The 19,364-nt window shown below is 68.9% G+C and carries 19 protein-coding genes and 2 tRNA genes; 9 read left to right on the top strand and 12 right to left on the bottom strand.

Annotation, left to right across the window (positions count from 1 at the left end; translation table 11 throughout):
* Positions 1-22: 22 nt before the first annotated feature.
* The 3 genes from Strain318_RS12595 to Strain318_RS12585 all read right to left on the bottom strand — a co-directional run bounded on the left by Strain318_RS12595 (position 23) and on the right by Strain318_RS12585 (position 3,681).
* Positions 23-1,114, bottom strand: a complete 1,092-nt coding sequence (locus tag Strain318_RS12595) for a serine hydrolase domain-containing protein (protein ID WP_367886047.1) — start codon at positions 1,112-1,114, stop codon at positions 23-25.
* A gap of 7 nt (positions 1,115-1,121) precedes the next feature.
* The gene (locus Strain318_RS12590; protein WP_367886046.1) at positions 1,122-2,087 is read right to left on the bottom strand and encodes a threonine ammonia-lyase; all 966 of its coding nucleotides are present in this window, start codon (positions 2,085-2,087) and stop codon (positions 1,122-1,124) included.
* A 166-nt stretch (positions 2,088-2,253) separates the two neighbouring features.
* Positions 2,254-3,681, bottom strand: a complete 1,428-nt coding sequence (locus tag Strain318_RS12585) for a deoxyribodipyrimidine photo-lyase (RefSeq protein WP_367886045.1) — start codon at positions 3,679-3,681, stop codon at positions 2,254-2,256.
* 165 nt (positions 3,682-3,846) lie between these two features.
* Here Strain318_RS12585 and Strain318_RS12580 point away from each other — a divergent pair.
* Together Strain318_RS12580 and Strain318_RS12575 are read left to right on the top strand one after the other, a co-directional pair.
* Positions 3,847-3,919 (top strand) — tRNA-Ala (locus Strain318_RS12580).
* Positions 3,920-4,151: 232 nt separating this feature from the next.
* The gene (locus Strain318_RS12575) at positions 4,152-4,910 is read left to right on the top strand and encodes a hypothetical protein (protein ID WP_367886044.1); all 759 of its coding nucleotides are present in this window, start codon (positions 4,152-4,154) and stop codon (positions 4,908-4,910) included.
* Here the strand turns inward: Strain318_RS12575 and Strain318_RS12570 are convergent, their stop codons facing one another.
* Entirely contained in the window at positions 4,911-5,438 is a 528-nt protein-coding gene (locus tag Strain318_RS12570) for a YfiT family bacillithiol transferase (RefSeq protein WP_367886043.1), read from the bottom strand.
* A 116-nt stretch (positions 5,439-5,554) separates the two neighbouring features.
* Here Strain318_RS12570 and Strain318_RS12565 point away from each other — a divergent pair, with 116 nt between their 5' ends.
* Positions 5,555-7,237, top strand: coding sequence for an SMP-30/gluconolactonase/LRE family protein (locus tag Strain318_RS12565; RefSeq protein WP_367886042.1), 1,683 nt, complete (start codon positions 5,555-5,557; stop codon positions 7,235-7,237).
* Positions 7,238-7,243: 6 nt separating this feature from the next.
* On the opposite strand, the gene Strain318_RS12560 is transcribed toward Strain318_RS12565, so the two are convergent.
* Together Strain318_RS12560 and Strain318_RS12555 are read right to left on the bottom strand one after the other, a co-directional pair.
* Complete coding sequence (locus Strain318_RS12560) at positions 7,244-8,317, bottom strand: sensor histidine kinase (RefSeq protein WP_367886041.1); 1,074 nt, start codon at positions 8,315-8,317, stop codon at positions 7,244-7,246.
* Positions 8,314-9,132 (bottom strand): LytR/AlgR family response regulator transcription factor, encoded by an 819-nt coding sequence (locus Strain318_RS12555; protein ID WP_367886040.1) that lies wholly within the window; start codon positions 9,130-9,132, stop codon positions 8,314-8,316. The genes Strain318_RS12560 and Strain318_RS12555 overlap by 4 nt, the downstream gene beginning before the upstream one ends.
* Before the next feature lie 145 nt (positions 9,133-9,277).
* Between Strain318_RS12555 and Strain318_RS12550 the strand changes: the two genes are divergently transcribed.
* Entirely contained in the window at positions 9,278-10,972 is a 1,695-nt protein-coding gene (locus Strain318_RS12550) for a glutamine--tRNA ligase/YqeY domain fusion protein (protein WP_367886039.1), read from the top strand.
* A 6-nt stretch (positions 10,973-10,978) separates the two neighbouring features.
* Here Strain318_RS12550 and Strain318_RS12545 read toward each other — a convergent pair whose 3' ends face one another.
* Positions 10,979-11,239 carry a hypothetical protein gene (locus Strain318_RS12545; RefSeq protein ID WP_367886038.1) on the bottom strand — a complete coding sequence of 87 codons (261 nt, stop codon included), beginning with the start codon at positions 11,237-11,239 and terminating at the stop codon, positions 10,979-10,981.
* A gap of 152 nt (positions 11,240-11,391) precedes the next feature.
* On the opposite strand from Strain318_RS12545, the gene Strain318_RS12540 reads away from it, so the two are divergent.
* Positions 11,392-11,464, top strand: a tRNA-Gln gene (locus Strain318_RS12540).
* A 72-nt stretch (positions 11,465-11,536) separates the two neighbouring features.
* On the opposite strand, the gene Strain318_RS12535 is transcribed toward Strain318_RS12540, so the two are convergent.
* The 4 genes from Strain318_RS12535 to Strain318_RS12520 are packed head-to-tail and all read right to left on the bottom strand — an operon-like array spanning position 11,537 to position 14,432.
* Complete coding sequence (locus Strain318_RS12535) at positions 11,537-12,463, bottom strand: branched-chain amino acid transaminase (RefSeq protein ID WP_367886037.1); 927 nt, start codon at positions 12,461-12,463, stop codon at positions 11,537-11,539.
* A gap of 22 nt (positions 12,464-12,485) precedes the next feature.
* Positions 12,486-13,274 (bottom strand): SDR family oxidoreductase, encoded by a 789-nt coding sequence (locus Strain318_RS12530; RefSeq protein ID WP_367886036.1) that lies wholly within the window; start codon positions 13,272-13,274, stop codon positions 12,486-12,488.
* A 2-nt stretch (positions 13,275-13,276) separates the two neighbouring features.
* A complete protein-coding gene (locus tag Strain318_RS12525; protein WP_367886035.1) occupies positions 13,277-13,669 on the bottom strand; it encodes a cupin domain-containing protein in 393 nt (130 codons plus the stop codon).
* A gap of 46 nt (positions 13,670-13,715) precedes the next feature.
* Positions 13,716-14,432 (bottom strand): hypothetical protein, encoded by a 717-nt coding sequence (locus Strain318_RS12520; RefSeq protein WP_367886034.1) that lies wholly within the window; start codon positions 14,430-14,432, stop codon positions 13,716-13,718.
* A 111-nt stretch (positions 14,433-14,543) separates the two neighbouring features.
* Between Strain318_RS12520 and Strain318_RS12515 the strand changes: the two genes are divergently transcribed.
* The 4 genes from Strain318_RS12515 (at position 14,544) to Strain318_RS12500 (ending at position 18,616) form a co-directional block, all read left to right on the top strand.
* A complete protein-coding gene (locus tag Strain318_RS12515) occupies positions 14,544-15,272 on the top strand; it encodes a 3-keto-disaccharide hydrolase (protein WP_367886033.1) in 729 nt (242 codons plus the stop codon).
* A gap of 82 nt (positions 15,273-15,354) precedes the next feature.
* Positions 15,355-16,044 (top strand): 3-keto-disaccharide hydrolase, encoded by a 690-nt coding sequence (locus tag Strain318_RS12510; protein ID WP_367886032.1) that lies wholly within the window; start codon positions 15,355-15,357, stop codon positions 16,042-16,044.
* A complete protein-coding gene (locus tag Strain318_RS12505) occupies positions 16,041-17,252 on the top strand; it encodes a nucleoside permease (protein ID WP_367886031.1) in 1,212 nt (403 codons plus the stop codon). Before Strain318_RS12510 ends, Strain318_RS12505 begins: the two co-directional genes overlap by 4 nt.
* Positions 17,253-17,260: 8 nt before the next feature.
* Positions 17,261-18,616 (top strand): Gfo/Idh/MocA family protein, encoded by a 1,356-nt coding sequence (locus tag Strain318_RS12500; RefSeq protein WP_367886030.1) that lies wholly within the window; start codon positions 17,261-17,263, stop codon positions 18,614-18,616.
* Positions 18,617-18,758: 142 nt separating this feature from the next.
* On the opposite strand, the gene Strain318_RS12495 is transcribed toward Strain318_RS12500, so the two are convergent.
* Entirely contained in the window at positions 18,759-19,328 is a 570-nt protein-coding gene (locus Strain318_RS12495; RefSeq protein WP_367886029.1) for a DUF4136 domain-containing protein, read from the bottom strand.
* Between the last annotated feature and the right edge of the window lie 36 nt (positions 19,329-19,364).

Below are 19,364 nucleotides of genomic sequence, written 5' to 3'. Positions count from 1 at the left end.
GTGACAACGCCCCGTGCAGAGCCTAGCGCAGCCCTGCGCCGGTACCAGGCCGCGCCAGCATCAGGCGCGTCCAGAACGCGTTGTCGAAGCTGGATACGGCCGCCGGGCTCACGGCGCCGGAGATGGGCGCTCGGTCTCCCAGCCGCACGACGACGAGGTCGAGCGAGGGGACGACGTAGAGTTTCTTGTCATCCAGCCCGAGCGCGGCGGCGAGATCCACGGGCGCGGCTGGGAACATCGGGCCGGCATTCGTGGGCAGGAGATACGAGCCCGGCGTCCGGTGTGACGCGCCGCCGTTCAGCCACCAGAGCCAGCCGTACGAGAGGTTGTCCGTACCGGATGGCTGCCGTGCGCGCGCGAGCAAGGCGCTGTCGGCCACGAGCTGCGCGCCGTTCCAGCGTCCGTGATTGAGCGTCAGGATGCCGAAGCGTGCGAAGTCGCGCGCCGAGCCCACGAAGACGAACCCCGGCTCACCCGTGTCCTCGTTGGCGATCAACAGCGTGCGCGACATGCCGATCGGCGTGAGGATGCGCTGCTGCACCAGCTGCGGGAACGTCGCGCTCCCCGCTGCCGCTGCGACGCCGAACATCTGATAGTACGCCGGATTGTTGTAGTAGAACCGGTTGGCCGACGGCGCGACGATGCGCCGCAAGGAGTCGTCGGTGCCCGAGGCCATCGCGAGGAGGTGTCGGACCGTGATGCTGTCCTCCGCGGTCCCGGCGCGCGACCAGCCGGCGCCGAGGTGCGTCGACACCGCGTCTGACAAAGCCAGCGCGCCGTCGCTGACGAGGTCCAGCGTCAGCGCGGCCGTGATGGTCTTTCCGGCCGAGAAGTAGGGGCCGCGGGTCTGGCTGGTCCAGCCGTTCCAGTAGCGCTCGGCGACGATGCGACCGCGCCAGGCCACGACGACCGCACTGCTGTTCTGCTCTCCCGCCCAGTCGAGCGCGGCGGCCAACGCGGTGGAGTCGAAGCCCGCCTCGACCGGGCGCACGGTGGCCCAACTGGCATCGCTGGATGGAAAATGCCACGCGGGACCAGGCGTCGCCGCGGTCGGCGTATCGTTCGAGCACGCCGCGGCTGCGGCCAGCGCCAGCAGACGGGACCACCGTCTCACGTGCACGTTAGCCCGCGAGCAGCGCTTCGAAGCGCCCACGTTCGATGTTCGCGCCGCTGACGGTCACCGCGACAGGGAATGCCGAGGGCTTCAGCGCGCCGCGGAGCAGCGCCGCGACGCCGACCGCACCCGACCCTTCGACCACGAGGCCGTGTTGCCGATGCAGGAATCGCATGGCCGCGGCCACGTCCGACTCCTCGACAGTGGCGATCTCGTCGATGGCCGCCTTGCCCTGCGCGTACATCTCGGCGTCCACGCGTCCGGCGAGTCCATCGCAGAGCGTCGGTTCGTCGGGAATGTCGACCGCATGGCCGGCGGCGAGCGCCAGTGCCATCGCGTTGGTCTTGATGGACTGCGCCGCCAGCACGCGCACCTGCGGCGCGGCGTCGCGCACGAAGCCACCCATGCCACCCACCAGTCCGCCGCCGCCCACGCACACGACGAGCGTGACGGTCTCCGGCCGCTCGTCAAAGATCTCCAGCGCGACGGTGCCGGCGCCGGCGAGCAGGTTGCGGCCGGTGCAGGGGCTCACGAAGGTCGCGCCGGTGCGAGCCGCAAACGCCTTCGCCGCATCCTCGGCGGCATCGTAGCTCGGCTGCGAGGCGTCGACGATCGCGCCGAGCGCCGCGATCTTGTCGCGCTTTACTGCTGGTGCGGTACTTGGCACGAACACGGTGGCCCGCACGCCGAGTCGCTGGGCGGCCATGGCGACGCCGATGCCGTGGTTGCCGGCGGATGATGCGACGATGCCATTGGCCCGCGCGGAGGGCTCGAGGCTCATCACCGCATTGAGCGCACCGCGCAGCTTGAACGAGCCGCCGTGCTGCAGGCATTCGAGCTTGAGCAGCACCGTGCCGCCGACGCGTGCCGAGAGCTCGGCGTCGTGCACCAGCGGCGTCCGCAGCACATGCGGCGCGATCCGCGCGTACGCGGCGCGGATCTCCTCGGCGCTCGGCAGGAGGTTTTCGTGCATTCGGAAAGCTAGTGACAACTGCTTTTCACCACGAAGGCACGAAGTCAAGAAGGAAATCGGCCGGCGCGCGTGTCGTGAGCACTGCCACAGCATGCGGCCGCGACTGACCCACGCCGAGACGCGCATTTGAGGCCTTCGTGTCTTCGTGCCTTCGTGGTGAATGCAGTTACCGCGGAAACATCCGGATATACGCCTCGGCGTCGAACTTCTCCCGCGCCCGGGCCAGGGACATCGGTCGGATCACGCCGAAGACGGGCTTGTCGAACCACGGCCGGTCGAACTTGCCGAAGCACCACTGGATGCCGCCGTAGCTCGAGGGGTCGCGTCCGTCGAGGCCGTACTTGTTGTTGAGCAGGATCAGATGCTCGAGCGCATGCTTGTAGCGCGCCGTCCAGAGCAGCACCGACTTGCCCCAAAGCATGCGCGTCACGTTGTGCATGTAGCCCGTGCTTACGATCTCGCGCTGGGCGGCGTTCCACAGCTCGTCGTGCGTTTCGGCCCGTTCCAGCTGCTCCAGGGAGTAGATGGCCTCGCGCGGATCGTCCTTGTGCTTCTCCATCGAGCGGTGCACCCAGTCGGGCAGGCCCTTGAGCTTGCCGTGATGGGGATTTCGGACGCAGAAATTGAACGCGAGCTCGCGCCAGGTGACCAACTCATCGGCGAACTTCTCGGCCGAGGCCTTGTGGCCCGCGGCGCGCACGGTGCGCAGTACCTCGGCGGCGGAGATCTGCCCGAAGTGCAGGTAGGGCGAGAGCCGCGAGCTGCCCTCGGTGTCGGAGGGCTCGTTGCGGCGCTCGGCGTAGTCGGCGAGTGCGCCGGCGCAGAAGGCCGCGAGCCGCGCGCGGGCACCGTCCAATCCGCTGGGGAAGGGCACGGGCGGAACCGCGTGGTCGATCTCACAGCTGGCCACAGCGGCGCGAACATCGAGCGCCTCGAGGTCGAGGCGCTCCACCTCGAGGGAATCCCACAGCGCCTGCGGAAACTTGGCGCGGGGCCCGCGGTCCTCGACGGGTTCGAGCGCGTGGTCGAGCACCTTGGCGATCTTCGGACGGATGGTACGCGCCGCGTACTCTTCCTTCACGAAGTTGCCGAACGGCACGATGCAGTGCGATTCGACCTCGACGACGCGCACCGGGCAGCGCTCCGCGAACCGCGCGGTACGCGCGGCGATCCCCGCCGTGGGAAAGAGATCCGTGACCACGAGGGTGGCCCGAGCGGCCAGGCGATCGACCACGCGACGGTCGTCGTCGCGGCGGCGGCGGAGCACGAACTGGTAGCGCAGTCCCAGCTTGGCCGCGCGACGATGCAGCGCCACGGCGTTCTCGAGGATGACCGTGTGGATGCGGTCGTTGGCGTGCTCGTAGGTCGGATCGAGGCCTTGGTGGATGAGCAGCGGTTTGCCCATCGCGTCGGCCTGCAGGACGGCGTAGCGCAGGGCCCAGTTGTCCTCGAAGCGATGCGTGGCCTGCATCCAGTACAGCACGTACTCGCCTGTCGGGCGGAGGTCGGCCTGGTTGGCGTCGCGGCGGCGCAGGGAGAGCTGGCCACGGACGTACTCGGACTCGAGGCGATGGAGCGGGATCTTGGCGGTCACGCTCAGAGGAAGGGCAGGGGGTGGCGCAGGGTTCCCGCTGCCGCTAGTTTACTGCGTTCGGCGGCCTCGCCCCAGCCACACCGGGCGGGGCCGTATGCGTGACGGGAACTTGCTCGGGTCGTCTAGGGTAGGTAGGACGACAGGGGCCTGACCCACACGCGCTTCGGGGCTGTAGCTCAGCTGGGAGAGCGCTGCAATCGCACTGCAGAGGTCAGGGGTTCGATCCCCCTCAGCTCCATAGGCAGGACCAAGGTTTCCCCCCTTGCAGGAAGTAAGCCCGCCGCCGATCGGTAGGACGTAGAGTTCCAATGACGGCGTGCGAGGCACCCTGCAGGGATTTCCTGAGACGGCGCGAACTTCGGTTCGCGCCGTTCGTGTTTCCGGGACCCGGCCCCCGCGGCCGCGCGCGCGGCCGGAAACCCTTTGCGGCCGGTGCCCGTCTCAACGGGTAACCCCGCCAGGAGACGCCCGTGCTTGCAGTCCTTGCCGCGCTCGCCGTTGTCGCGCCCCTGTCCGTTCCGCTGACGGCGCCGGACACCGTGTTCCTCACGATGGGCGCACCCCAGGTCGACGCGCGCATCTACGCGCCGCACCGCGCCAAGGTCACCGTACGCCTCGGCGCGCCGGACGGCCCGGTGGTGGCCGAATGGACCAACGAGCTCCTGCACGGCGACTCCGCGGGCCGCGCCGTGCACCGATGGGTGACGATCGGCACGCAGATGCCGGTGAACGGTCCGCGCAGCACCTGGGAGATCCGACAGACCTACGACGCGCGCACACTGCAGCCGTACGCGTATCACCGCTTCGGCAGCGACGGCATCGAGGTCCAGCTCCGGCTCGACGGCACACAGGTCACCGGGCGTCGGAAGGTGAACACGCCGGATTTCGTGCCTGTCGCGGTCGAGCTCGACCAGCCGGGCTACGTGGCCTCGGCCAGCGATCTGGTGCCGATGGCGATGCGCCTCCAGCCGGGCCTCGTGATCGTCGCGCCGATGTGGGGGCCGAACATGCAGCGCACCGAGCGGCGCGTCTTCACCGTGGTCGGGCGCGAACGCACGCCTGTAGAGGGCAAGGACTGGAACGCGTGGCGCATCGAGGAGCGGCGCTACGGCGACCCGACGCTGCTCGCCGTGTGGTTCATGGTCGATGAATCGCCGTACATGGTCGCCGGTGAGGTGCACCAACCGAACGGCGTGGTGCGCTACATGACGGAAGTGGCGCTGCCCTGACTACCAGCTCTGGCGCACTCGCAACGCCGTGATGTGCGCCACGTGGTGCCGCCCGTGCCAGCTGTAGTTCGACAGCGAGCTGTCGAGCGTCTGCGGCCCCGACTGCGGATGCTGGTACGGCGCGCTGAAGCGCTCGGGCCGTAGTGCCCGCAGCAGCGCGGCCCAACGCTCGTGGATCGCGTCGAGCATGCGCAGCGAGACATCGATCGGCAGCTGTGCATCCGGCAGCTCGGCCCACCGCTCCTCGTCGTACGGCTTCACGGTGGGGTTCGACTCCGTGAGCGCCAGCTTCTGGCGGATGAAGCCGTTGGCGTGCGAGTCGGCGACATGGTGCACCACTTGGCGCAGCGTCCAGCCGCCGGGCCGGTAGGGCGTGTCGAGCTGGCGGTCATCCAGGCCCGCGACGGCGGCCCGCATCTGCGCCGGCAGTTCGGCGATGTCGCGGATGTGGTTCGCACGCCACTCGGGCGTGACGGCGGACGTCGGCGGCCGCCACGGGCCGATGGGATAGCGCAGGTCGTCGGTCACGCGGACTCCGGTGGATGGCGTTCAGCGCCGCGGTGGCCGGTGCGGTCGGTCCCGCGGCGTGCGCGGTCCGTCCCTGCCGGAGCGCGCATCCGAAATCTGCGTCGCATGCTGTATGCATGCGACCCGCCCTCATGCTCCCGATCGCGCTCTGTGCGCCCCTGGCTGCCGGATGTCTCGAGCTGCTCGAGCCGCAGCGCGACCCGCCGCGCCTGCCGGGCACGCGCAACATCCTCTTCGTCGGCAACTCGCACACGTACACCAACGACCTGCCGCGCATGGTGCGCGACCTCGCCCGGAGCATGGGTGACACCGGCCTGCGCGTGGCCAGCGTCGCCGAGGCGAACTACGCGCTGTCCGATCACTACGCGACTGGCGTGGTGCACGAGGCGCTGGCGGGATCGGCGTGGCGCTGGGTCGTGCTGCAGCAGGGCACCTCGGCGCTGCCCGAATCGCAGGTTCACCTGCAGACCTGGGCGCGGGCCTGGGCGCCGCACATTCGCACGGCGGGCGCCGAGCCGGTGTTCTACCAGATCTGGCCGTCGAGCGGTCGCCGCTTCGACGCCGCGGCGGCGCTCCTGAGCTATGCCACGGCGGCGACCGTCACCGAGGGCATCCTCGCCCCCGCCGGTGACGCGTTCACGGCGGCGCTCGCCGCCACGCCGCCGCTCGATCCGTACAGCAGCGACGGCCTGCACGCGAATCGCGAGGGCACGTATCTCGCGGCCGTGGTGCTGATCGAACGTATGCTCGGCATCCCGCCGGAGTCGCTGCCGCCGCGTATCCCTGGCGGTGGGTCCGACAGCGTGCGGGTGCGTCGCTTGCAGGCGGCGGCCCGCGTGGCGCTCGACCGGACGCCGGCGCGGCCCGGCATCGACGCGGAGCTCCCGCTCGCGCAGTCCCCGGACGCGCGGGTCATCGATTCCGACACGTTGTTTTTCGCCGAGGGCCTCGCCGCGGATCCACGCGATGGCACGCTGCTCATCACGAGCCTGCGGCATCGCGATGTGCTCGTCGTATCGCCCACAGGGTCGCGGCGCTGGCTGCTCGGCGCAGACGCGAACGTGGGCGCCGTGATGGGCGCGGTGTTCGACTCGGCGCGCGCGGCCGTCTGGCTGACGACCGCGCGGCTGCCTCACATGGCGCCTCGGGCAGCCGATGAGGGCGTCGTCGCCGAGCTGCTCGAGGTCTCGTATCCCGATGGGGCGCTGCGCCGTCGGCTCCGCCTCGGCGCCGGCGACGGCATGCCCGGCGAGATCGCGCTCGCGCCGGACGGCAGCGTGCTCGTGAGTGACGGCTTGCGCGGCGTGCTGTATCGCCTGCGCCGTAATGCCGCGGAGCTTGAGACGGTGCGCAGCGCGCTGCTCCGCTCCCCGCAGGGCATCGCCGTGACGGCCACGGGTGATGTGGCGTACGTGGCCGACTGGTCGCGCGGTCTCTTTCGCTGGGATCTCGCGACGGACTCCCTCGCGCCGTTGACGGCGGCGGATGGCCGCACGTTGCGCGGGGTGGATGGCCTGCGGGTGCATGCCGGCGCGCTGATCGCGATCCACAACGGTTCGACGCCGAATCGCGTGATGCGGGTCCGGCTGGATGCGGCCGGGCGCGCGCTCACCGGCGCGGACGTCCTGGATGCGCCGAGCGATCTCGAGGGCGAGATGACGGTGGGCGTCGTGCTCGGGGACCGGTTCGTGTATGTGGCGTCGAGCGCGTGGCCGTTCTGGACCGAGACGGGAGAGCGCCGCGCGCACGAGCGCGCGCTGCCGCCCGTGGTCCTGCGCTCCGTGCCGTTGCCGCAGTAGCTCGCGTCAGCTCGAACGCGGCGGCAGCCGGAGAATCGCGTCCATGCCGCGGTCGGCGCGCGGCTGCAGCGCCAGCGAGGCGTCGGCGCCGTAGAGCCGCTCGCAGCGGGCGCGCAGGTTGCCGACCGCGATGCCCGCGCCGTCAGTCGCCGCCGCATCGACCGGCTCGTCGGGCCCGTCGTTGCCCACGCGGAGCTCGAGCACTGTGTCGTCACGCCGCGCGATGATCTGCACGGTCCCCGGCGCGCGCCGCCGGGCGAGGCCGTGGCGCAGGGCGTTCTCGACCAAGGGCTGCAGCGCGAAGGCGGGCACGCGCCAATGCCCGAGTCCGGGTTCGATGACCCACTCCACGCGGAGCCGATCGGCGAAGCGCAGTTGCTCGATCTCGAGATACCGGCGCGTGAGGTCGAGCTCCTGGTCGAGCGACGTCTCCTGCGCCTCGCCCGCCGTGAGCGTGGCCCGCAGCAGGTCGGCGAGCCGCACGACCATGTCGCGCGCAAGCGCGGGGTCACGGCCGATCAGCGTCACGACCGCATTCAACGCGTTGAACAGGAAGTGCGGATTGAGTTGCGCACGCAGCGCCTGCAGGCTCGCGCGGGCGACGTCCTCGCGAAGCTGCGCCGCCTGCAGCGCGGCGGCCTGCCATTGGCGCTGCCAGCGCAGGCCCGCGAAGGTCCCGACGACGGCGCAGTAGATGACGAGCAGCAAGTCGCCGTAGAGCCGGATGCCGATGACGAGGGTGGACTCGAGACTGCGCGGCTCGTTCATGCCGAAGGCCAGCGTGACGGCCCAGATGACCACGATCTGCGCGAGGACGACGAACACTCCCAGCACTGCATGCGCCGCCAGCGAGCGGAGCAGTCCGCCGCGTTCGAAGGGCAGGCGCTCGCCCAGCGCGGCGATCAATGACGACCAGACGCCCCACGGTAGCCAGATGAGCAGCTGCGACGCGAGGATCGGCAGTAGGCCGAGGTCGGGGTTGAGGCGTGAGGGAACGAGGCGCAGGCCGAGCGTCGCCACGAGGGCGGGGACGATCCAGACCGCGACGATGGCGATGCGCAGCCGGCGTGACGGGTTCACCCGCGGCCCTCGAGCCGCGACACGACCGCCTCGCGGCGTGTGCGCGAGACGCGCAGCTTGGTGCCGTCGCGGAGGATGAGCACTTGGTCGCCCGCGAACCACGGCTGCAGTTCCCTGATCTGGTCGATCGCGACGATGACGCGGCGGTGGATGCGCACGAAGCGGGCGGGGTCGAGCCGGCGCTCGAGTTCCTGCAGCGTTTCGCGCAGCGTGTGGCGGCCGGCGGGTGTGAAGAGATCGACGTAGTTGCCGTCGCTCTGGATCCAGCGGATGTCGCTGACCTGCACCGGATAGCTGCGGTCGCCGTCGCGAATGACCAAGCGCTCGGCGAAGCGCCCGGTGGCAGCGCTGGCGGGGTTCTCCGACTCTCCGCCGCCCGTCGTGGCGGCGGTACCCGCCACCGCCGCGAGCAGGGCACTGAAGCGACGCGCTTCGTCGACGAGGCTGCGCGCCGCGTGCACCTGTGCCAGCCGCGTCCAGGCGGCCTCGAAGCGCGCGTCGTCGAAGGGCTTGAGCACGTAGTCCACCGCGGCGACCTCGAAGGCCCGCAGCGCGTGGGCATCGTAGGCGGTGACGAAGCAGGTCGGCGGCATGGCTTGCGCACCGATCGCGCTGACGACGGCGAACCCGTCGCCGCCGGGCATCTGCACGTCGAGGAACACCGCGTCCGGCGCCCAATCGCGGATGGCCTCCACCGCGGCTCCGCCATCGCCGACCTCGCGCAGCGCTGCGCCGGGGGCGAGGCTGCGCAGCAGCTCGCGCAGCCGCTCGCGGGCCAGGGGCTCGTCGTCGGCGATGAGGACGCGGGTGATCACGTGGAGAACCTACGCGCGCGCGGCTCGGTTGGCTTCTCGTGGGGACGGACCGCTCCTGGGGCGGGACGAGCCGTGGCCTACGTCGAGCGACCATGGCCGCAGTCCGCATCGTTAGCTTTCAGGCCTGTCCTCAGTCCACCGCCCGATGTCCGATACCGCTCCCACCCGCTCCCTCGACTTCATCCGCGAAATGGTCGCGGAGGACGTCGCCACCGGCCGCTTCGGCCGCGCGCCCGCGACGCGTTTCCCGCCCGAGCCCAATGGCTTCCTGCACATGGGCCACGCGAAGTCGATCTGCCTGAACTTCGGCATCGCCAAGGAGTACGGCGGCACCTGCAACCTGCGCTTCGACGACACCAACCCGCTCACGGAAGACGTGCGCTACGTGGAGTCCATCAAGCGCGACGTGCAGTGGCTGGGCTTCCAGTGGACGAACGAGTACTACGCCTCGGACTACTTCGAGAAGCTCTACGAGATCGCCGAGCTCCTGGTGACCAAGGGCAAGGCGTATGTGGACGACCAGACCGAAGAGCAGATCCGCACGAACCGCGGGACGGTGACGTCGCCGGGTACGCCGTCGCCGTGGCGCGATCGCAGCGTGGAGGAGAACCTCGCGTTGCTGCGCGGCATGAAGGCCGGCGAGTTCCCCGATGGCTCGAAGGTGCTGCGCGCCAAGATCGACATGGCGCACCACAACATGATCATGCGCGATCCGCTGCTGCTGCGGATCCGTCGTGATGCGCATCATTACCGGCGCGGGACGGACTGGAAGATCTTCCCGTTCTACGATTTCGCGCACGGCCTCAGCGACGCCATCGAGGGCATCACGCGCTCGCTGTGCACGCTGGAGTTCAAGGACAATCGCGAGATCTACGATTGGCTGGTGCAGGAGGCGGGCTTCACGAATCCGCCGACGCAGATCGAGTTCGCGCGCCTGGAGCTGGACTACACGGTGCTCAGCAAGCGCAAGCTGCTGCGCCTGGTGAACGAAGGCCACGTGAAGGGCTGGGACGATCCGCGCATGCCGACCATCGCCGGCATGCGGCGCCGTGGCGTGCGGCCGGAGGCGATCCGCGACTTCGCCGAGACGATCGGCGTGGCGCGCAAGGACGCCCGCGTGGAGATCGCGATCTTTGAGCACGCCGTGCGCAACGACCTGAACATGGAAGTGCCGCGCGTGCTCGCCGTGCTCAAGCCGCTCAAGGTGGTCCTCACGAACTACCCCGAGGGCCAGACGGAGATGCTCGAGGCGCAGAACTATCCGCACGACGTGCCGAAGACGGGCTCGCGGCAGATTCCGTTCTCGCGCGAGCTGTTCATCGACGCGGACGACTTCATGGAAGATCCGCCGAAGAAGTTCTTCCGCCTCTCGCCGGGCAACGAAGTGCGTCTGCGCTTCGGCTACATCATCAAGTGCGAAGAGGTCGTGAAGGACGCGGCGGGCAACATCGTCGAGCTGCGCTGCACGTATGACCCCGAGACGAAGAGCGGCGGCGCGAACAGCGGCAAGAAGGTGAAGGGCACCATCCAGTGGGTGTCGGCGCCGCATGCGCTGTCCTGCGAGGTGCGCTTGTACGATCGCCTGTTCCGCTTGCCGGATCCCGATGACGTGCCCGAAGGCCAGGACTTCATCTCGGCGCTCAATCCTGATTCGCTGGTGATCATTCCGGACGCGAAGGTCGAGCCGACGGTCGCGAACGATCCGATCGGCAGCCGGTACCAGTTCGAGCGCGTGGGCTATTTCTATTCCGAGCCCGAGGATTCGGCGGCGGGGAAGCTGGTGTTCAACCGGATCGTCGGGCTGCGCGACAGTTGGGCGAAGGAAGTCGCGAAGGGCTGAGCGCGCTCAGCCCTGGGGTTTCGCCGGCTGTGGCGCAATCAGCGCGCGCACGCCGACCCAAAGGAAGATGAGGAGCCCCGCGGCCTCGACGCCGAGGGCGAGCGCCTCTGAGACCGGCTTGAGGAAGTCGGAGACGCCCATGAGGAGGAACCCAAGGCTGAGCAACCGCAGCTTCCCGCGAGATTCAGGCTCGATGCGGAAGGACTGCACGAACACGCCGGCCGCGCAGAGGATGATGACAATGTTGAGGCCGGTCGTGAACGACATAGCGGTGGTGGGTTGAGGTCGCGGACACGATGTCGGCCGTGCAGAGGGATCGCAAGTTGCTGTCTAACAGCGACTTGCGTGCATTTCTCAGGGGTTGCTCGGGGCGCCGATTCCGCTTAGGTTTCGTGTCTCTGCGGGAAACCGTAGAGTGATGCCCCTTAGCTCAACTGGCAGAGCGCCTGACTCTGGATCAGGAGGTTCCAGGTTCGAAACCTGGAGGGGCAACTCGGTAATAGCATATGAACGAACGAAGGGAGCTCCAACTGGGGCGCCCTTCGTTCGTTTATGCGTCCGCGGTCAGCGCACGAACGTGAGCCAGCCGTGCGTGTCCTCGGTGCGCCCATTCACGATGTCGAGGAACCGCGTCTGTAGCGCACGCGTCACGGGCCCGACCTTTCCATCGCCGACCGGGAGGCGGTCCACGCTCCTCACGGGCGTGATCTCGCTCGCCGTGCCGCAGACGAACAGTTCATCGCAGGTGTACAGCACTTCGCGCGCGAGCGGCTGGACCACGTGCTTGAGCCCCAGGTCCTCGGCGATCGCCAGGACCGAGCTGCGGGTGATGCCCGGCAACAACGTGCCGTCGATCGGCGGCGTGTAGAGCACGCCGCCATCCACCACGAACACATTCTGCCCCGAGCCCTCGCTCACCATGCCGTCCGGCCCGAGGGCGATGGCCTCGTCGAAGCCGTTCTGCAGCGCCTCCATCTTGATCAACTGGCCGCTGAGGTAGTTGCCGGCGATCTTCGCGATGGCGGGGATCGTGTTCGGGGCCACGCGATTCCAGCTGGCCACGCAGGCATCGACCCCTTTCTCGAGGGCATCGGCGCCGAGGTAGGCGCCCCAGGGCCAGCAGGGGAGATAGACCTCGACGGGGCTGTCGAACGGCACCATGCCGGCGGCGCCATAGCCGCGAATCACCATCGGGCGCAGGTAGCAGGCGTCAATCCCGTTCTTGCGGACGAGCGCGCGGTTGGCCTCGACCAGCTCGTCGAGGCTGTACGGCACCGGCATGCGGTAGATCTTGCACGAGTTGAGCATCCGCTTCAGATGCTCGCGCAGGCGGAAGATCGCCGGGCCCTTGGGCGTCGCGTAGCAGCGGATGCCCTCGAAGACCGCCGAGCCGAACTGGACGGAGTGCGCGAGCACATGGACGTTGGCGTCCTTCCAGTCGATGAAGGCGCCGTCCTTCCAGATGTATTGGGTCTCGCCGATCTTGGCCACGGTCGTTGTGTTGGATGTGCGACTAGAGCAGCGAGCGGATCCAGCCGCCATCGACGGCGATGTTCTGCGCGGTGATGTAACTGGCTCGCTCGCTCGCGAGGAAGGCGGCGAGGGCCGCGAACTCCCGCGGCTCGCCGACGCGGCCCATCGGGATCTGCTGCTCCCAGGTGGCGAACGCGGCTTCCTTGGCGACGCCCTTCGCCGCGGCGTTCGCCGCCGCCAGCTGGTCGAGCCGCTCGGTGCGCGTATAGCCGGGCAACAGGTTGTTCACGGTGATGTTGAACGCTGCGACTTCGTTGGCGAGCGTGCGCGCGAATCCGGTGACGGCGGCGCGCACGCTGTTCGAGAGGATGAGGTTGTCCACCGGCTGCTTGACCGCGATGGACGTCACGTTGAGGATGCGCCCCCAGCGGCGCGCCTTCATCCCCGGCAGCGCGGCGCGGACGAGATTCACCACGCTGTGCAAATTGAGCGCGACGGCCTTCTCCCAGGCGTCCGGCGTGTGACTCTCGAACGGGCCGGGCGGCGGGCCGCCGGCATTCGTGACGAGGACATCTACCTGACCGAACCTCGCGATTGCGGCGTCCACGGCGCGCGTGACGTCGGCGGGCTGCGACACATCGGCCTCGATGCCGATCGCGTCAACGCCGTAGCGAGAGGCCAGGGCCGCCGCCTTCGCGTGGATCTCCGCCGTGCGCGCGCAGCAGGCGATCCGTGCGCCTTCCGCCGCCAGCTCTTCCGCGATGGCTGCGCCGAGGCCGCGGCTCGAGGCCGCGACGAACGCGACCTTGCCCTTCAGTCCGAGATCCACCGCTACTTCGTGTTGTGGAAGTAGGCGTCCGTGCCGTCGAGCCAGTCCTGCCGCGGCGGATTGAACACATCCACGTCCAGCGTGTCCTCGAGCGCCTCGGCCTTGTGCCAGACGTTCGACGGAATGTGCAGCACCTCGCCCGCGCGGACGTCGATCACCTGCTCACCCGCGTCGCCGATCCAGAAGCGCAGCGCGCCCTCGAGGATGTAGGTGATCTGCTCGTTGTGGTGCTGGTGCTTGGGGACGATGGCGCCCTTGGCGAGATACACGTGGGCGAGCATCATGCCCTGGCCCGTGACGAGGCGGCGGGAGATCTGGTCCGTGACTGCTTCCTTGGGCATGTCGGACCAGCGGTGGAACGTCACGTCGGTCGCACTGGTGTTGATGGAGGGCATGAGGGGATTGCGAGGAGTGGGGACGCGGGGCCGGTCGTCGGGCGCCCTAGAACAGCGGCGTGATGTTCACGGTGCGGCTGAGCACGGTGCCATCCGGCTGCCGGTACCGTACGGTCACCGAGCCGGTATCGGGCACGTTGAGCAGGAGGTCCGTGGTCGGGGACGCTGCCCGCGTTATGGCGATGGCGCCGTACAGTCCGCGTCCTGCAAGGTCCTGCGGCGGCAGCGCCAGCGATGCAATCGAGTTGTAGCCTGCGCTCCGGATGCCCGCCATCGACGCGAGATTTGCGGTGGTCATCGGACGACGGTAGAAGTCATAGGCCACGGCGAACCGGTCGCTGCCGAGGCGGTTCAGCCCGTAGCCGGCGTCGGTGAGCCGTCGCTGCATCTCCGGAAACGCCACGACGGTGTCGAGCATCAACACGTACTCGTGGCATATCGAGAAATGGTTGGTGGCGACCTCGCAGTAGCGGCGGCCCAGTTCAAGCGCCACCGAATCACCGGTGGGTGAGACGACCACCATCTCGACGCGGTCGCCGGCCGCGAAGCGGAGCTCGGGGTCGCTGGGCTCGGCGTAGATGCCGAGGTAGCCTTCGGGGAACCCGGTCGAGCCGCCGATGGCGGCAATCTGCGGATTGCGGAGCGTGGGTTCACCGGGGCCGAAGAACTCCGTCGACTCGCTGCAGGCCGTGCCGACCACGAGCCAGGCCGCGAGCACCGCTGCGGCGACGGTCCGGTGAGGGAAGCCGAGTCTGGGTCGCATGCCGTAGCATACCACCGGGGACCGCCGTGTGTCACGCGGCTTCCCGTGCGGAGCCGGCACGGCCATCTTGCGACAGCAGCAGTCCTCGACTCTCCCCCTTGCTCCCCCGTGATGCGGCCGTTCACCTCTCATCCGCTCGCTGCCCTCCGGACGGCGATGCTGAGCGCGGTCGCCCTGGCGGCCTCCATGCTGCTCCCGGGCGTTCCCGCCGGCGCGCAGCAGGCTCCGATGGCGATGTCGCCCGATGGGTGGATCGATCTGCAGCGCCCGGAGGCGTGGCGTCGGTACCGTGCGGATTCCTTGCCGCGGAACTGGGTGTTCGACGCCGAGTCCGGCGTGTTGACGCGGGCAGGGCTCGCGGGCGACATCGTGACCCGCGTGGCGTTCTGCGACTTCGAACTGGCGCTCGAGTGGCGCCTGGAGCGCGGCGGCAACAGCGGCGTGTTCTACCGCGCGACGGAGAACCCGCGCATCATCTGGCACCATGCGCCTGAGATGCAGGTGCTCGACAACGCGGCACACAACGATGGCCGCAACACGCTGACGTCGGCGGGTGCGCTCTACGCGGTGTACGCGGCGGCACGCGACGCGACGCGACCGGTGGGGGAGTGGAACCGCGCCCGCATTATCGCACGCGGGGACTCGGTGGAGCACTGGCTCAACGATGTGCTTGTCGTCGCGTACCGCGTCGGAAGCGAGGACTACCGCGCGCGCGTGGCCGCCTCGAAGTTCCGTGAATGGCCGGAGTTCGGACTCGCGCCCTGCGGACTGCTCGGCCTGCAGGACCACGGCGATCGCGTACAGTATCGCGGACTCCGGGTCCGTCCGTTCGCGCGCTAGCCGGGACGGCGGCTTTCGCCGGTGAACGAACGCAGGCATCTTCTCGCTGGTACGCGCGGACCCCTCCCATTCCCCTCCTGCGATGAGCGCCCGACTTCTCCGCCATGCCGCCCTGGTGCCGGCTCTCCTGTCACTCTCGGCGTGTGTGTCCGTGGCACAGTCGCCGACCAACGCGGCGGCGGGACCGTGGATCGACTTGCAGCGCGCGGAGGCCTGGCGCGGCTACCGCATGGACAGCTTGCCGACGGGCTGGGACTTCGACGCCGCGTCCGGCGTACTGACGCGACGTGCGGGAGCCGACATCATCACGCGGCAGCAGTTCAATGACTTCGAGCTCGAGCTGGAATGGCGCGTCGCCGCGCGCGGGAACAGCGGCATCTTCTTCTGGGCCAACGAAGGGACGGATCGCATCTTCGAGAACGCGACGGAGATGCAGGTGCTCGACAATGCCGGACATCCCGACGGTCGCAGCGCACTGACCTCGGCGGGGGCCAACTTCGGGCTCTACGCCACGCAGCCGTCGGCGGCCAAGCCGGCAGGCGAATGGAACGCGGTGCGGTTGGTGGCCCGCGGAAACCGCGTTGAGCATTGGCTCAACGGCGTGAAGGTCGCCGAGTACGAGCTCGGTTCCAGCGAATGGCTCGGGCGCATCCGCGCCTCCAAGTTCGCCCAGTGGCCGTCGTATGGGCGCGCCCGTCGCGGCCATATCGGCCTGCAGGACCACGGCGACGTCGTGTCGTTCCGTGGCATGCGCATCCGGGAGCTGCCGTGATCAAGGCGCGACTCGGGGTGATGATGTTCCTCCAGTACTTCGTCTGGGGGAGCTGGTTCGTGACGATGGGTACATACCTCGGCCAGACGCTGCGCTTCGCCGACACGCAGATCGGCGCCGCCTACGGCGCGACGGCCATCGCCGCGCTGATCTCGCCGTTCTTCATGGGCATGGTCGCCGACCGCTTCGTGAACTCCGAGAAGCTGCTCGGCGTGCTGCACCTCGCCGGCGGCGGGCTCATGTGGTTCGTCGCCCAGCAGCGGGACTTCACCACGTTCTATCCGGTGCTGATCGTCTACGCGATCTGCTACATGCCGACGCTGTCGCTCACGAACGCCGTCGCCTTCCACCACATCAAGGATCCGGCCAAGGAGTTCCCGGCCATCCGCGTGCTGGGGACGATCGGGTGGATCGCGGCCGGCATCCTCATCGGCAAGGTCCTGCAGGCCGACGCGCTGAACCTGCCGATGCAGGTCGCCTCGGCGGCGAGCCTCGCGCTGGGCCTGTTCTCGTTCGCGCTGCCGGCCACGCCGCCGAAGGGCGCGGGGCGTCCGTTCAGCTTCGGCGACGCCATCGGCCTCGATGCCCTGAAGCTGCTGCGCCACCGTGACTTCCTGATCTTCACGCTGGGCAGCTTCCTGCTCTGCATCCCGCTGCAGTTCTACTACGCGTTCACGAATCCCTTCCTGAACGAGATCGGCGCGCCGAACCCGGCGTTCATCCAGACCTTCGGGCAGATGAGCGAGATCTTCTTCCTCATCGCGCTGCCGATCTTCCTGATGCGCTTCGGCATCAAGACGGTGCTGTTGGTCGGCATGCTCGCCTGGGGCGCGCGCTACTTCGCCTTCGCCGGCGGCGACGCCGGCCCGGGCATGTGGATGATCTACGTGGGCATCCTGCTGCACGGCGTCTGCTACGATTTCTTCTTCGTCGCGGGGCAGATCTACACGGACCAGCGGGCCGGCGAGAGCATCCGCGGGGCGGCGCAGGGCTTCGTGAACTTCGTGACCAACGGGCTCGGCTACTTCGTCGGTGCGTTCGTGTCGGGCTGGGTGGTCAACCGCTACGCCACCGTCGATGACGCGAGCGGCGTCACGCTGCACGATTGGTCGGCCATCTGGCCGATTCCCGCCTACATGGCCCTCGCGGTCTTTGTGCTCTTCCTCCTGCTGTTCCGCAGCGGTTCCAAGTCCCCTGCCAACCCCTGAGGTTCGCGATGTCCCGTGATCGTCAGCTGGACCGCCGTACCGTCGTCACCGGCCTCGCGGCCGCCGGCGCACTCGCCGCGATGCCGAAGCCGCTGCACGCCTTGGGCGAGTATGCCGCGCCGCAGGGACAGCCATCGCAGAAGCTGCGCATCGCCTGCATCGGCGTGGGTGGCATGGGGCACTCCGACGTCCGCGGCGTTTCCTCCGAGAACCTGGTCGCCTTCGCCGACGTGGATTGGCGCAGCGCCGAGCGCGCATTCCGCGAGTTCCCGAACGCGAAGCGTTACAGGGATTTCCGCGAGATGCTGGAGAAGGAGCGCAACAACATCGACGCCGTGACCGTCTCGACGCCCGACCACACGCACGCCGTGGCGGCGATGATGGCGCTCAAGATGGGCAAGCACGTGTACTGCCAGAAGCCGCTGGCGCGCACGATCGGCGAGGTGCGCGCGCTGCAGGCCGAGGCGGCACGCCGGCCGCGCCAGATCACGCAGATGGGCAACCAGGGGCACGCGCAGGAAGGCATCCGCCTCATCCGCGAGTGGGTGGAAGCCGGCGTGATCGGCGAGGTCTCGAAGATCGACTATTGGACCAACCGCCCGATCTGGCCGCAGGCGCGCAATCGCTCGAGCGAGATGCACAACGTGCCGCCGACCTTCGATTGGAATCTCTGGCTCGGGCCGGCGCAGGAGCGGCCGTGGCATCCGAGCTACGCGCCGTTCAACTGGCGCGGGTGGTGGGACTTCGGCACGGGTGCGATGGGCGACATGGCCTGCCACATCATGGACGCCGCGTATTGGGTGCTGGGACTCAAGTATCCGGCGCGCGTGATCCCAGAAAGCACGCAACTCTACGCCGAGATGGCGCCGGCGCAGGAGCGCATCACGTATGAGTTCCCGGCGATCGGCTCGCGCCGCGCGGTGGAACTGGTCTGGCGCGACGGCGGCTTGCTGCCGCCGAAGCCGACCGACTGGCCTGCCGACCTCGACTTCCCGCACTCGGCCACGGGCGGACAGATCTGGCACGGCACGAAGGGCATGATCCTCGCGGGCACGTATTCGGAGAACCCGCGCCTCGTGAACGACCAGCAGTGGAAGGACCTGCAGGCGAACCCGGTGCCGCAGAAGTACCCGCGCACGGGTGGCGTGTACCAGGAGTGGATCGAGGCCATCAAGGGCGGCACGCAGCCGGGCAGCAACTTCGCCAGCTACGCCGCGCCGATGACCGAGATGATCCTCCTCGGCTGCCTCGCGACGCGGATGGGGCAGACGCTCGAGCTCAACCCCGACACCGGCGCGATCACCAACGTGCAGGCGCCGAGCGAGTGGGTGATGCCGACGTATCGCGCCGGGTGGTCGCTGTAGCGATCAGCGGTAATCACCACGAAGGCACGAAGGGTCCCCTGCACACCCAAGGCCCCGCGACTCCAAGAGGCATTGCCTCCCGAGGGTTGCGGGGCCTCGAGTTCATCGCGACTCCCTTCGCGCCTTCGTGGTGAGAATCCGTTCAGGGAAACTCGGCCAGTAGCCGCTCGACGGCGCTGCGGATCGCGCTGGTGGGATCGCGCTCGGCCTGCGGCTTGATCTCTCCGTAGATGATGCCGCGCCAGGCCACCTTGCGGCCGTCGGCCGTGAGCGCGTCGACGACGAGCAAGCCTTCCTGCCAGGTCATCGTGCGCTCACGCATCTGCTCGGGGTCGCCGTAGCGTCCCCAGTCCTGCGGATCGCGGTCGCCGACGGCGCGGGGGGCGTCGGTCCGCGGGATGGTATCGACGACTTCGCGGCGCGCGAGATGGAAATGCACGAAGAACTCCGCCGCGTCCGGTGTGGTGAGGCGGAATCCGCGGGCCTCGAGGCCTTGGGCGATCGCGTCGCTGAGTCGGTCGTGGATGTCCGGCGGTGGCACGACTTCGCCCTGTGCGGCGCTCGGTCCGTCGCCGTCCGCCGTGCTCCACGACCAGCTGGCACCGGACGGGATGCGCACGGTCTCGTCGCGCTCGATGATGACGGTGGGCTCGCAGGCCGTGCTGGCGAGGGCGATGGCGGCGAGGATGGCGGGCCGGAGGCGTGAGCGCATACGTGAAGTGTCGCGTGTCGGGGCCTCCGACGCCAA

It is taken from the genome of Pseudogemmatithrix spongiicola (assembly GCF_030623445.1).
Lineage (GTDB): Bacteria > Gemmatimonadota > Gemmatimonadetes > Gemmatimonadales > Gemmatimonadaceae > Pseudogemmatithrix > Pseudogemmatithrix spongiicola.
This window is presented reverse-complemented; position numbering and strand designations above follow the sequence as displayed.